This window comes from Rhizobium azibense (assembly GCF_004342325.1).
GTDB lineage: Bacteria > Pseudomonadota > Alphaproteobacteria > Rhizobiales > Rhizobiaceae > Rhizobium > Rhizobium etli_B.
Genome location: NZ_SMBJ01000003.1, coordinates 367,918 through 381,175, shown reverse-complemented (window position 1 = coordinate 381,175; position 13,258 = coordinate 367,918). Strand labels below are relative to the sequence as shown.

13 protein-coding genes, 1 tRNA gene and 1 pseudogene are annotated in these 13,258 nt (G+C 60.0%); 10 read left to right on the top strand and 5 right to left on the bottom strand.

Going from position 1 to position 13,258, the window contains the following annotated elements; genetic code table 11:
- Positions 1 to 24 precede the first annotated feature (24 nt).
- The 6 genes from EV130_RS09425 to EV130_RS09400 are packed head-to-tail and all read left to right on the top strand — an operon-like array spanning position 25 to position 4,419.
- Entirely contained in the window at positions 25 to 849 is an 825-nt protein-coding gene (locus EV130_RS09425; protein ID WP_074060327.1) for a transporter substrate-binding domain-containing protein, read from the top strand.
- A gap of 6 nt (positions 850 to 855) precedes the next feature.
- On the top strand, positions 856 to 1,629 hold the full coding sequence (locus EV130_RS09420) for an amino acid ABC transporter ATP-binding protein (RefSeq protein WP_074060328.1): 774 nt from the start codon (positions 856 to 858) through the stop codon (positions 1,627 to 1,629).
- Positions 1,630 to 1,647: 18 nt separating this feature from the next.
- A complete protein-coding gene (locus EV130_RS09415; protein ID WP_165918514.1) occupies positions 1,648 to 2,508 on the top strand; it encodes a shikimate dehydrogenase in 861 nt (286 codons plus the stop codon).
- A gap of 14 nt (positions 2,509 to 2,522) precedes the next feature.
- Complete coding sequence (locus EV130_RS09410; RefSeq protein WP_015886723.1) at positions 2,523 to 2,891, top strand: 5-carboxymethyl-2-hydroxymuconate Delta-isomerase; 369 nt, start codon at positions 2,523 to 2,525, stop codon at positions 2,889 to 2,891.
- A gap of 33 nt (positions 2,892 to 2,924) precedes the next feature.
- On the top strand, positions 2,925 to 3,374 hold the full coding sequence (aroQ, locus tag EV130_RS09405) for a type II 3-dehydroquinate dehydratase (protein WP_074060330.1): 450 nt from the start codon (positions 2,925 to 2,927) through the stop codon (positions 3,372 to 3,374).
- Positions 3,375 to 3,381: 7 nt separating this feature from the next.
- Positions 3,382 to 4,419 carry a Gfo/Idh/MocA family protein gene (locus tag EV130_RS09400; RefSeq protein ID WP_074063062.1) on the top strand — a complete coding sequence of 346 codons (1,038 nt, stop codon included), beginning with the start codon at positions 3,382 to 3,384 and terminating at the stop codon, positions 4,417 to 4,419.
- Between the two features lie 832 nt (positions 4,420 to 5,251).
- Here the strand turns inward: EV130_RS09400 and EV130_RS09395 are convergent.
- The 3 genes and pseudogenes from EV130_RS09395 to EV130_RS09385 form a co-directional block, all read right to left on the bottom strand.
- Positions 5,252 to 6,361 (bottom strand): sulfite oxidase, encoded by a 1,110-nt coding sequence (locus EV130_RS09395; RefSeq protein WP_257788691.1) that lies wholly within the window; start codon positions 6,359 to 6,361, stop codon positions 5,252 to 5,254.
- 182 nt (positions 6,362 to 6,543) lie between these two features.
- On the bottom strand, positions 6,544 to 7,215 hold the full coding sequence (locus EV130_RS09390) for a DUF938 domain-containing protein (RefSeq protein WP_132660089.1): 672 nt from the start codon (positions 7,213 to 7,215) through the stop codon (positions 6,544 to 6,546).
- A gap of 248 nt (positions 7,216 to 7,463) precedes the next feature.
- Positions 7,464 to 7,836, bottom strand: a pseudogene (locus EV130_RS09385) (EamA/RhaT family transporter); the annotation flags it as partial.
- On the opposite strand from EV130_RS09385, the gene EV130_RS09380 reads away from it, so the two are divergent.
- Complete coding sequence (locus EV130_RS09380) at positions 7,742 to 8,296, top strand: SDR family NAD(P)-dependent oxidoreductase (RefSeq protein WP_081377029.1); 555 nt, start codon at positions 7,742 to 7,744, stop codon at positions 8,294 to 8,296. The pseudogene EV130_RS09385 and the gene EV130_RS09380 overlap by 95 nt on opposite strands.
- Before the next feature lie 60 nt (positions 8,297 to 8,356).
- Here the strand turns inward: EV130_RS09380 and EV130_RS09375 are convergent.
- A tRNA-Gln gene (locus EV130_RS09375) sits at positions 8,357 to 8,430 on the bottom strand.
- A 244-nt stretch (positions 8,431 to 8,674) separates the two neighbouring features.
- Between EV130_RS09375 and EV130_RS09370 the strand changes: the two genes are divergently transcribed.
- From EV130_RS09370 to EV130_RS09360, 3 genes are read left to right on the top strand one after another with little or no spacing between them, the layout of a single operon-like run.
- Positions 8,675 to 10,243 (top strand): Ppx/GppA phosphatase family protein, encoded by a 1,569-nt coding sequence (locus tag EV130_RS09370; protein WP_074060333.1) that lies wholly within the window; start codon positions 8,675 to 8,677, stop codon positions 10,241 to 10,243.
- Between the two features lie 7 nt (positions 10,244 to 10,250).
- A complete protein-coding gene (locus EV130_RS09365; protein WP_074060334.1) occupies positions 10,251 to 10,970 on the top strand; it encodes an RlmE family RNA methyltransferase in 720 nt (239 codons plus the stop codon).
- 58 nt (positions 10,971 to 11,028) lie between these two features.
- A complete protein-coding gene (locus EV130_RS09360) occupies positions 11,029 to 11,412 on the top strand; it encodes a VOC family protein (protein ID WP_132660087.1) in 384 nt (127 codons plus the stop codon).
- A gap of 6 nt (positions 11,413 to 11,418) precedes the next feature.
- Here EV130_RS09360 and EV130_RS09355 read toward each other — a convergent pair whose 3' ends face one another.
- Positions 11,419 to 12,915 carry a DHA2 family efflux MFS transporter permease subunit gene (locus tag EV130_RS09355; RefSeq protein ID WP_132551984.1) on the bottom strand — a complete coding sequence of 499 codons (1,497 nt, stop codon included), beginning with the start codon at positions 12,913 to 12,915 and terminating at the stop codon, positions 11,419 to 11,421.
- Positions 12,916 to 13,258: the final 343 nt, after the last annotated feature.

The following is a 13,258-nucleotide window of genomic DNA, read 5'->3' as shown; positions in this document are numbered from 1 at the left end:
AAACTCTTGAGGAGGAGATTAAGCATGCATAACAATCGTAGGAATTTTCTCGGGCTTGCACTCGCAACCGTTGCACTCGCAGCCGTTGGCGCTGCCGCCGCCTCTGCGGCAACTATAGAGGAAATCAAGGCAAAGGGGGCGCTTGTGGTCGGCATCCAGGGTGACAATGCGCCATGGGGGTTCGTCAACTCAAGCGGCGTGCAGGACGGCTTCGACGCTGACGTCGCCAACCTTTTTGCTAAGGAATTGGGCGTGAAGGTTCAATTCCAGCCGCTCGCCGTTGCCAACCGAATTCCGGCGCTTACGACCGGCAAAGTCGATATCCTGTTCGCAACGATGGCGATGACGGAAGAACGTGCGAAATCAATTCAATACAGCAAGCCCTATGCCGCTAACACGATTTCGCTTTATGCCGCGAAGTCCGACACGGTTACGAAGCCTGACGACGTTGCGGGATGGGAGATCGGCGTTCCGAAGTCCAGTTCGCAGGATAAGGCAGTAACGGACGCCGTCGGATCCACCGCAACAGTTCGCCGCTTTGATGACGACGCCGCAACCATCCAGGCTCTCATCTCCGGTCAGGTAAAGGCGGTTGGCGGCAACCAGTTCTATGGTCAGCGACTGGATGCGGCGAGTGCCGGCACCTATGAGCGCAAGATTAACTTTCTGACGACCTACAACGGCGTCGGGACCCGTCTCGGCGAGAAGGACTGGAACGAAGCCGTCAACGCCTTCATCGACAAGATCAAGGCCAATGGTGAGCTGGCCGCCATCACGAAGAAGTGGATGGCGATCGATCTGCCGCAGTTCCCGGAATCCATTCCGAACATCCCCTTCACCGTCAATTAAGCCCAAATGGAGAGTTCCGTGCTCAATTCCGCAAACGATCAACCGACGCTGATTTCCCTTGAGGACGTGCAGAAGTGGTACGGCGCTTTCCATGCCTTGAAATCCATCAGTCTGTCGGTCCGCAAAGGCGAAAAAATCGTCCTCTGCGGGCCGTCAGGCTCCGGGAAATCAACGTTAATTCGTTGCATCAATGCCCTCGAAACGATCGAGGACGGGAAGATCGTCGTCGAGGGTCAGGTACTGGACGGAAGCACCAAATCCGTCGATGCGATACGGCGCGAAGTGGGAATGGTCTTCCAGAGCTTCAATCTCTTCCCGCACATGACCGTACTTCAGAATTGTACACTCGCCCCGATGCGTGTTCGAGGCACAAGCCACGCTGACGCAGAGCGACTGGCTCGAAGATATCTCGAGCGCGTTCGAATCCTTGACCAGGCCGAAAAGTATCCTGCGCAGCTATCCGGCGGGCAACAACAACGCGTTGCCATCGCTCGCGCGCTCTGCATGGAGCCGAAGGTCATGCTCTTCGACGAACCAACCTCTGCGCTCGATCCTGAAATGGTGAAGGAAGTGCTCGACACCATGATCGGGCTCGCCCGTGACGGCATGACGATGATCTGTGTCACGCATGAAATGGGGTTTGCCCGACAGGTCGCTGATCGCGTCATCTTCATGGCCTCCGGAGAAATCGTCGAAGAGGCCGAACCGGAGATCTTCTTCAAGTCTCCCAAGCACGAACGCACAAAGACCTTCCTCGGCGAAATCCTAGCCCACCACTGACGTTCGAAAGGGATACCAATGCACGACAAGAAATTCCTCGTGGGACTGATCGGGGCCGACATTCAAATGTCGAAGTCCCCGACTCTCCACGAAACGGAAGCGCGACATCAGGGCCTCGATTACCGCTACGAGCTTCTCGACTTCGCCGAACGAGGCCTTCCCGCCTCGGCGCTGCCGGACCTCCTAGACGAGGAAGAGCGGCGCGGTTTTTCCGGGAGCAACATTACACATCCTTGCAAGCAGACGGTGATCGCCCACCTCAATCGACTTTCCGAGGATGCGGAGATGCTCGGTGCGGTCAATACCGTGGTCTTTCGTGACGGCGAGAGGATCGGCCACAACACTGATTGGTACGGTTTCTACGAGAATTTCCAGCGCGGCCTTCCGGACGTCGCGAAGTCGCATGCCGTCCTGCTTGGCGCCGGCGGCGCCGGTGTCGCCTTGGCGCATGCCGCAATCAAGCTCGGGATCGAGAGATTATCGATCTTTGACCAGGATTCGAAACGGGCAGAAACCTTGGCTGGGCAGTTGAACGATCGGTTCTCAAGGGATTGCGCTCGTGCCACGACGGATGTCGGCAGCACCCTGCGCTCAGCGGACGGCCTTATCCACGCGACGCCGACGGGTATGAAGAGCCATCCTGGTTTGCCGATCGACCCGGAATGGCTTCTGCCACGGCATTGGGTCGCCGACATTGTCTACATGCCGCTCGTCACAGAGCTGCTTTCTCTCGCCGAAAGAAAAGGCTGCCGGACCCTTCGTGGCGGCGGCATGACCGTCTACCAGGCAGCAGCGGCTTTCGAATTGTTCACCGGGATTGCACCCGACGCAGAGCGGATGTCCCGTCACTTTATGGACTTGTGCCGCCTGTCGGCTTGATGGGGAGATCCCAAATGCCGCATATCATTATCGATTATAGCCGGGGCGCAGGCGAGCATGTAGCCATGGACCGGCTCACGCTGACCGTGCATCGCTGCGTTCGAGATGGCGGCCTTGTGAAACCTTCCGCCGTGCGCACGCTTGCGCGGGAGGCGACATACTCCTGCGTGGGCGATGAGCATGTCGATAATCATTTCATCCAAATCATCGTGCGGATGGCACCGGGTCGTACTGCAGAGACCAAGCAGAAGCTTCTCACTGCCGTTCTCGACGCCGCGCGGGCGATCGCCGCGCCTGCTCTCGAAGCGGGAAGGCTCGGCTTGCGCGCAGATCTCTACGAGTCGGACCCTGATTTTGCTGTTCAAGCAATCGCGTTCGTCTGACCAGGACGACGTGCTCAAGAAGGACACTATGCTATGAGCCTGATCTACGTTCTCAATGGACCAAACCTCAACCTGCTTGGCAAACGCCAGCCGCACATCTACGGGCATGAAACGCTCGCAGACGTAGAGGCGGACTGCCGCAAACTGGCAGCCGAACTCGGCCATGAAATCCGCTTTCATCAGAGCAACCGGGAATACGAGATCATCGATTGGATTCATGAGGCGCGCGAGGACGGTGCGGGCATCGTCATCAATCCGGCGGCCTTCACCCATACCTCACTCGCCATCCTTGACGCTCTGAACACATTTGAGGGGCCTGTGATCGAGATCCACATCTCCAATGTGCACAAGCGCGAAAGCTTCCGATACCATTCGTTCGTTTCGCACCGCGCGGACGGCGTGCTTTGCGGCCTTGGAACAGAAGGATACCAGCTTGGCATCCGGCGCGCGGCGACAATGATCAAGGCGGCGGGCAATGGCTGAGGTGACCATGACCAAACGGGTTAAGCTGGCCGTAGTTGGGGCAGGCCTCATCGGTAAGCGCCATATTCAGCACGTACTGGCCGAGCCCTCGGCGCAACTCAGTGCCGTGGTCGATCCCACGCCGGTTGGCGAGACCATTGCCAAGGAAGCCAGCGTGAAGTGGTTTCCAAGCTTCGCGGACATGATTGTCGCAGACCGACCTGATGGGATCATCGTGGCTACGCCCAACCCGGCTCACGTCCAGAACGGGTTGGAAGCCGTCGAAGCCGGCATTCCCGCACTCATCGAGAAGCCTATCGCCGACGACATTAAATCCGGGGAAAAGCTGATCGCAGCGGCTGAGGCAAAAGGTGTTCCTCTTTTGACCGGCCATCACCGCCGACACAATCCGGTGATGCATAAGGCAAAGGAAATCATCGAAAGCGGGAAGCTCGGCCGCGTTCTTGTTGTCAATGCGATGTTCTGGCTATTCAAGCCCGATGACTACTTCGACATCTCGTGGCGTCGTGAGCGCGGTGCGGGGCCGGTTTTCCTCAATCTCATCCACGATGTCGATAATCTGCGCTACCTCTTCGGCGATGTGGCTGCGGTTCAAGCACGCGAGTCCAACGCGGTGCGCGGCAACGCAGTTGAGGAAACGGCCGTGATCCTGATCGAGTTCAAGAATGGAGTTTTGGGAACTGCGACAGTCTCGGACGCGGTGGTCGCACCGTGGAGCTGGGAGATGACAACCGGAGAGAATCCGGCTTACCCCAAAACCGAGCAATCCTGTTACATGATTGGTGGAACGCACGGGTCGCTGGCTGTTCCGTCGCTCGAGGTCTGGCGCAATCCTGGTAAACGGAGTTGGTGGGAACCATTTGACCAAACGCGTATCGAGGTCGACGACGAGGACCCGCTCGGTCTGCAGATCAGGCAATTTTGCAAGGTGATCCGGGGAGACGAACCGCCGCTTGTCAGCGGGCGTGAGGGGCTCGAAACCTTGAGGGTAGTCGATGCGGTAAAACGCTCGGCGGCAACGGGAGAACGTATCGAGTTGAACTGACGCCTGAGTAATTTGACCGCCTTTCACCCTTCGCGTCTCCTGCATCCGATGTAACGAGAACGCCGGCTCAACACCGACGTTAGGCATCGCGCTTCTGGCGGAGGAAATCGTCGCCGCTCCGTCTTCGCCGCCATCGAAACGCGCCTGCTCTGGCAACGACGCAACGCTTCATCCAATTTCTGGGGTGACTGGTTGAAGCCGACTTAGGCAGAAATCAACGTCTGCCTTGACGTGCCTTTTTGTCTTTCGGTACTTGGAGCCGGATGACCGCAACGGGTCGAATCGAGCCATGCGCCGACTGGCCTGCTGATGACAGCTTTTAGTGCACAGCGGAAGAATTTGCCCCCTGACAAATTGGGTCCCCAGCTAGTTTTCGTGCGATCGTAGATTGCGACATCGGCGTAGCGCGAACCGGCGGGTGCCGGCGCTGGAGAAACTAGCATGTAGCTGTAAAATCTGCAGAATTTTTGGCTATGATCGTCAGATCACAATGAGGCGCTACAGGCTAATTGTGCTTACCTAGAAGGATTCGCACATAATTTCGATGACTTAGCCAAATCGCCTTTGATTTCCCTATATTTTCCTGCCGCGAGCGACCATTGGATGCCACCTTTGTGCCCTGGCTTTGGGCATCAGTCAACCGGCGGCGTAAGCGGAAATAATTTCCGCGCTGAGCGCCGCTACCGAACTGGCGACCACCGCGGCACGGCGGCTTCGCGCCCGCATAGTGGTCATCGAGCCACCGGCCGCCGTTGCTGCAAAGCGGCTATGACGCCGCGACAACGCGGGTGGCAGTTCCGCCAAAAGCCGCCATTCCGCCCCATGCGGGTGATTAGATCACGAATTCCTCCTCGTACGTCTGTGGCTCGGGAACGACCGTAACCTCCACCGGAACGATCCAATTGGCCGCGTAGCTCTCGCAGTCGGAACGCTGGAGGTCGGGCTGCACGCACCCCGCCCCATCGATCGCGCGACATCGCAGTATATATCGCCCCACTTCTTCAGGGGTCCACATGTACTCCCACAAGCGCCATGCAAAGGGACGTTCTGTTTCGAGGAGCCGTCCCTCGCGCCAGCCCCTGCCATCTCCCGTGCAGACGTGCACCTGCCGGATAACGGCCTCTCCGCTCCAGGCGGCTCCGAAAATCCGGTACGGTTGGCCGGCGATGAGACGCGCCCCCTGTACGGGACGCGCGATCTGCGCTTTGACCTCCATCTCCGCAAGAGGGACCAGCCTGGGTTCCCCGAGGCTGCGCTCCCAACGGAAATAGTCGCGCGCCTGCCAGTAGCCAAGGAACGGTTGTTCCACAACCGTGATATGCGTGATCCACTTGACCCAAGCCATGCCGAACCAGCCACCCACGACCGCGCGTAGCGGGTAGCCGTGATCGCGCGTCAACGGTTCCTCGTTCATCGAATAGGCAAGGATCGTGCTGTCAGCGATGGCCTTCTCAAGTGGTAAACTGCGCGCAAAAGCGATGGGGCCGGGAGAAGCCGTTTTCTTGTTCGTGTCGACGACGCCGCTGTCGGCGCCTACGAGCAGAACCTCACGTGCGGTTCGCTTAACGCCCGCCATTTCCAAAATATCGCGCAGAAGAACACCTGTCCACGCGGCATTCCCGACGGCTCCGTTCTGCCACTGCAACCCCTCCTTCGGAGGCACATAGTAGACGCGGCCGTTCCCTGCACACTCGACGACGGCGGTGAAAGTCGTGCTCCGCATCGCCTTGATGCTGTCGAGGTCAAGTTCGATCGGCCTCTCCACCGCCCCGCCAACGCGCAATCTCCAGTCTCGCGCATCGAGGTCCGGCGACGGGAAATGGTTTCGCACGAAGAACAGCTCGGTTGGGATCAGCCAATCGGAGAGCGACGCAAACGGAAACTCGGTGTTCTGTGGGGATTTCTGTCGAACTATTAGACTGGGTTGCTCTGGTGTCGGCATAGTCCTCGTCTCCCCTTCCAAGAGCACAACGTTGGCACTCGGTCGCGCGAATTCCGGTTCGATCACACCGGCCCTCGCAATGCGTCTGTCGCGTTCCGCCTTCGGCCGCATTCTAGCAGATACCGCACGTTCCTCGGATCGACCTCGATTTGGCCCATGTCTCTTTCGCGCCCGCTTGTCGTTCAGGCACTACCGCTGGAGAAGACCAGCAACATATTGTTGGTAGGCATCTCGATCGTCTCGCGGAGATTAAGTCCAGCGGCCTCACCCACGTGTTCAAGATCAGCGATATCACGCACACCCCAGGATGGGTTGCGCTCCTTTAGAGCCGCGTCGAAAGCAGCGTTCGAGGGTGCGTTGTGTGCCCCGTCGCGCATGAATGGGCCGTAGAGAAGAAGAAGCCCACCAGCGTGAAGCAAACGGCAAGCTCCTGCGAACAATCCTAAGCTTGCCGCCCATGGCGCGATATGGATCATATTGATCGACACGACGGCGTCAAAATGCCCCGTTTGTTCGACGCCCCATTGGCCTGAGCACACATCAATATCCCGCGGTGCCAGCACATTCTTCAGCCCTGCGAATTTGATCCAGCTAGACGTGCTGGTGCGGGCGTCGGCATCCGGATCGCTCGGCTGCCAGGTGAGGTTGGGCATTGCTCCCGCAAAACACACGGCGTGCTCGCCGGTCCCGCATCCAATCTCCAGCACGGCGCCACGTGTGGGAAGGACACGTTTTAGGACCGCGAGGATCGGCGCCGAATTTCGCGCAACGGAAGGTGAGAACATGCGCTGGTCGGCGCTTACGTCGCGCTGTTCCAGCGCAACAGGCGAACGGTCCTTCTTCTCTGGGGGCATTGGCCTCGAAATCCCCTTTGGGCGATGTCTCCCACCTTATAGCTGAAATGATGGGACTGGAACCGAGGATTTCGGACTTACGAAGGGGTCGCCGGCGCGTGCGTTCGGCCGTGACTGCATCTCCGACTCAGTGTCTGTCATTGGTCCGGCCACAGCACGTCACTCATGCGCCAGTACTGCCTTTGCCGATGCGAATTAACGATCATAGAAAATCCGCACTGACAGAATGACGCCCGCGATCAGGTATCGAACCAGCACCAAAGTCCCACCGCCGCGAGCGCCAGCGGCACGCCGATCCACAATGATCGAACCGAGTTCAATCCCTCGGCCGTGAACATTGACCAGAGCAAGGCCGACCATCACCAGCGCCAACGGCCTCATAAGCGATCGCCATGGCAATGACCCCTGGCGCTGGTTCCCAATGACCATCAAGACGATCGGCACCAGGCCGAGAAAGGCCGGAGCGATGACGGGGCCGGCAAAGACCGCCGCTCCCGTCACCGTCAGGAAGTAGCCGACATATCCTATGAAAGCGAGCCAAATTGCCTGCAAACAGTTGCGAAGCGTCAGATGGAGCATGATGCCCTTCTGCGAAAGCAGAATGCAAAGCCCGACCAGCGACCGGATCGCTCGTTCGATCCGCGAGCAGACAGGCCACACCATCGAGACCGTCACCGCCGACCTGACATCGGCCGATGACGTGAACCGCGTCGCCAGCCTGATCGCCGACAATGCCGGGATCACCATGCTGATCAACAACGCTGGCGTGGGAGCGACCGCACCACTGCTGCAGTCCGACGTCAAAGCGATGAGCGCGATGATCGCCCTCAATGTCGAGGCGCTGACGCGGCTCACCTACGCGACCGTCCCCGGCTTCGTCGAACGCACCCGGGGAACGATCGTCAACATCGCATCGTTCGTGGCGATCACGCCCGAAAGACTGAACGGCGTCTACGGCTGGTCTAAGGCCTTCAGCCAGGCCTCCGGCAGGAGCTTGAAGGCAGCAATGTCCACGTGCAGGTCGTCCTTTCGCCTGGGCATCACCTTTGGGCATCAGTTCTGGGCATCAGCTCGCCATTGATGCCAAAACGGGATCCGGCACGACTTGAAAATCAAGGAATCAAGGGATTTTAGGGAGAATTGGCTGGGGAACCTGGATTCGAACCAAGATCGACGGAGTCAGAGTCCGCTGTTCTACCATTGAACTATTCCCCAGCAGAGTGCGGCCGGCATGGCGGCTCCGCTGGTGTGCGGCGCTTATAAACAAAAGCCGGAAGAATGCAAATACCTGTTTGGAAAAATTTCCGAACCCAATCGGGTGGGGCCGAGCAGGTCCCGGATTTGAATCCAAAAAGAATTTGGCGATTTTGCTTCGCGCTGGTATTCTCGCGGCAACGCAAAAACTAACGAGCGCCTGCTGCATACCGTCATGGACTTGCGCGGCGCGTGGAAAACAAACGTGGAAGACCCCGAAGGCGGCGCAAGGCCGCAATTTGACGGGGCGTCAGCGGCAGCGCGCAGGGATGGCAAAAAATCCCGGCGCCGGAAAGGCAAACGGGGCGGTCAGTCCCGCAACGCGCCTCATGCCGCTTCGCAGGCCTCCTCCGAGACATCCGGAGAGGCAGCGCGCCCGATGGAAGCTGCAGCCGGGAACCCGGCTCGCAAGCGCAAACGCCGGCGCCGCGGTAACAGCGGCCAGCGGCATGATGGCCCAGCGGTCCAGCATCATGAGAAGCCGGCTTTGGCCGCGCAAGCGGATGGCGGAGCTTCATCCAGCCGCCGCAACCGGCGCAAGCACCGTGGAAAACGCGGCCTGCAGGGTCGTCCGCTGGCGCCTGGCAAATCCATCGGCCAGCCGGGCATCGCTGCCCAGCCTGCCGCCATTGCCAGCGATCCCGTCATTGCGAGAGCCCCGACGATAGCAAAGGCCAATGGACATTCCGAGCCTCGAAACGATGGCCTCAATCGGGGCGGCCGGCCGCCTGAACGCGAGCGCCGCGATCACGCCGAGCATCCCTGGCCGGACGAACTTTATGCTGCGCTCGACCTTGGAACCAACAATTGCCGTCTGCTGATTGCCCAACCCACCCGACCGGGACAGTTCCGCGTCGTCGACGCCTTTTCGCGCATTGTGCGCCTCGGCGAGGGGCTGGGCGCAAGCGGCCGCCTTTCCAACGAGGCAATGGACCGCGCTGTCGATGCGCTGCGCGTATGCGCCGGGAAGCTGAAAAGCCGCGAAATCCGCCGCATGCGGCTGATCGCCACTGAAGCCTGCCGCCAGGCCGCAAACGGGGCAATTTTCCTTGATCGCGTCGTTGCCGAAACAGGCCTTGAACTCGAGATCATCGACCGCGAAACGGAGGCCCGCCTTGCCGTATCCGGCTGCTCGTCACTGGTCGGACGCGAAACGCGTTCCGTCGTGCTTTTCGATATCGGCGGCGGCTCCTCGGAAATAGCAGTCATCCGCATCGGCGAGAACCGGTTCAGCCGCCTTGCCAATCACATCACTCACTGGACCTCGCTGCCGGTCGGCGTCGTCACCCTTTCCGAGCGCCACGGTGGCCAGCATGTAACACCGGAAAGCTTCGAGACCATGGTATCGGAGGTGGGGGGCATGCTTGCCCGGTTCGACTGCCCGGAAATCGAGGTCGCACATTCTGGCGATTTTCACCTGATCGGCACGTCCGGCACGGTGACGACGCTGGCAGGCGTCCACCTCGACCTGCCGCGCTACGACCGCCGCAAGGTGGATGGCATCTGGCTTTCGGATGACGAGGTTTCGGCCATGCAGGCGAAGCTTCTCTCGTGGGATTTCGAGAGCCGCGCCGCCAATCCCTGCATCGGGCCGGACCGCGCTGACCTGGTACTTGCCGGCTGTGCCATTCTGGAGGCAATCCGCCGCCGCTGGCCGAGCCCGCGCATGCGCGTCGCCGACCGCGGGTTGAGAGAGGGCCTCCTGACCGACATGATGGCGGACGACGGCGTCTGGCGGCGCCATCGAAACCGCCGCGGCCAGCGCGCAAGGTAGGGAAAGAATGACCAAGGCACCGATCGCGGGCAACCGCACCGGCCGCAAGCTCGGCCAGCGCGTCAAGAAGAAGAAGCTCAAGGCCTCCTCGCGGCAATGGCTACAGCGCCATATCAACGACCCCTACGTGCAGCGCGCGCAGCTCGAGGGCTACCGGGCGCGGGCCGCCTTCAAGCTGCTGGAGATCGATGAGAAGCACAATATCCTGAAAGGCGCGCGCCGCATCATCGACCTTGGCGCCGCACCGGGCAGTTGGTCGCAGATCGCCGCCAAGGTGACGGGCTCGACCGACGAGGATATCCGCGTCGCGGCCATCGACTTTCTCGAAATGGCGCCACTTCCCGGCGTGAAGATCCTGCAGCTCGACTTTCTCGATCCCGACGCGCCGACGAAACTGATGGAAGCTGTCGGCGGTACGCCGGATTTGGTGATTTCGGACATGGCGGCCCCCACGACCGGTCACCACCGCACGGACCATCTGCGAACGATGCATCTTTGCGAAGTTGCCGCGCATTTTGCCGTCGACGTTCTGGGCGAAGGCGGCCATTTCCTCGCCAAGACCTTTCAGGGGGGAACGGAGCGCGAATTGCTCAACATGCTGAAGCAGCATTTCCGTCAGGTAGTGCACGTAAAGCCGGCTTCCTCGCGTGCCGAATCGGTTGAGATGTTCCTGCTGGCGAAGGGCTTCAAGGGCCGGAAGCCAGTCACGGACGCTGCGAAAGCTTGATCTTTGGCATCGTCTGTGGCGATGATGGCGGCTTGCAGGATTGGAATGCCACTATCTGATGCTACTTTACGTCACTCTCGGAACCAATGACATCGAGCGCGCCCGGCGCTTCTATGACGCCGTTCTGCCCGCGCTGGGTTACAAGCTTCAGCGTCTTTCTGACGAGGAGATCGGCTATTCCGCCGATGGCGACACGCGCTCACGCCTCTGGATCGTCACGCCGTTCAACCGCCGCCGTGCCACCGCCGGCAACGGCTCGATGATCGCGCTCAGCGCCGAAACGCGCGCCGATGTCGATGCGTTCTATGCGGCGGCACTCGCTGCGGGCGGTACTGATGACGGCAAGCCCGGCTTGCGCTCCTATCATGCAAATTTCTACGCCGCCTATATCCGCGATCCCGACGGCAACAAGCTTGCTGCCGTTTGCGAAAAGCCGGAATAGAAGGGCTTACTTCACCGCTTGTTGCTCGGTCTCTATGGCTGGGCCGATCCGCTTGACGCGATGGCCAGAAACCAGCGCCCCTGCATTTCTGTCCATGCGAATGAAGGGGATCGTCGCCACGACCGTCAGTCCTGCGATGACGTAGAAGGCGAGCTGGAAGTCGGCGACCTGCAGTGCCTCGCCGCGAAAATAGATGGATGTCTCAAGGATTGCTCCCGCCACTGCAACGCCGAGCGCGAGGCTGATCTGCTGCATTACCGAGCTCATCGATGTGGCCTGGCTTGCTTCTCGATCCTCAATATCGGCAAAGGCCAGTGCGTTCACGCCGGTGAACATGAACGAACGCGAGAAGCCGCCGATGAGCAATACCGTGATGATGACGAGATGCGGCGTTGCGGGCGTGAAGAAGCCGGTTACGATTGTTACGATCGTTGTGACCGAGGCTGCCGAAAGAAGCGTCGTGCGGAAGCCGGTGGCGGCGAAAACGCGCCGCGCCATGAATTTGGTAGTGATCGCGCCGATTGCTCCGGAAAAAGTGATGAGGCCAGACTGGAACGGTGTCAGACCAAAGCCGAGCTGCAGCATCAGCGGCGTCAGGAAGGGCATGGCACCGACGCAAACGCGGAACAGATTGCCGCCCGTCGTCGCAGCACGGAAAGTCGGGTTGCGGAAGAGGTTCAGGTTCAGGATCGGGGCTGGGTGGCGCTTGGCGTGACGCACGTAAAGATAGCCGCAAAGAAAGCCGGTCAAGGTGGATGTGACACCGATCGCCGGCGGCAGCGCCGGAAGGCTTACGACCGAGAGGCCGAAAACGACACCCGCGGCGGAAAGCGAAGTCAGCATGAACCCGGTGAAGTCCAGTTTCGGCGGCATGGTTGCTTCAATCTCCGGAAGAAAGATTGTTGCAAGCCAGACGCCGATGATGCCGACCGGTACGTTGATCAGGAAGATCCAGTGCCAGCTGAAATAGGTCGTGATGAAGCCGCCGAGCGGCGGACCGGCGAGCGGACCGACAAGGGCAGGGATCGTCAGCAGCGCCATGGCGGAAACCAGTTCGCTCCGCTGGGTCGTGCGCAGGAGAACGAGGCGGCCGACCGGCGTCATCATCGCGCCGCCCATGCCTTGCAGGAAGCGGGCGAAGACAAACTCGACCAGGTTGGAAGAGACCGCACAGAAGATCGAGCCGATGACGAAGACGCAGATTGCAAGCCGGAAGATGCGCTTGGCGCCGAACCTGTCTGCCATCCAGCCACTGACTGGAATGAAAACCGCAAGCGACACCATGTAGGAGGTCAGCGCCAGCTTCAGCGTAATCGGCCCGACATGCAGGTCGCTGGCGATTGCGGGCAGGGCGGTCGAAATGACGGTGGAATCCATCTGCTCCATGAAGAGCGCGACGGCGAGGATCAGCGGTACAATGCGGTTCATAGGCAAAAGCCTTGGCGACTCTTGGGGAGGGCGCGGAAGCCCGAGCTGTGTAGTCCCTGTTGCCTCCTCTGCCAATCCCTGAAACTGCGGGAGTTACGGGTTTGCATCACGTGTGCGTGAGATGGCTGTCCGCGGCAACTTTTCCGTTCAAAATCGACATATGTTCGGCCGGGCAAGCAGAGATCCCGCACGAAGGGGAGGGGGGGCGTGCAGCGCTGCCAGCGGCCTTGTTCGAAGGTATGATTTTTCTCGCATTGAAGCGGCCAGGCTTTTTGCTACATGCATTTCGGCCGGCCAAGTTCAAGAACGGCCTACCGTTTCGTGCCGAAGATCGACCAGTTCGTCATCTGATCCAGGCGCATGGCGGTTATTATGCGCCCGGTGCAGACGCCTGGCATTTTACTATTCCCTTCCTGTC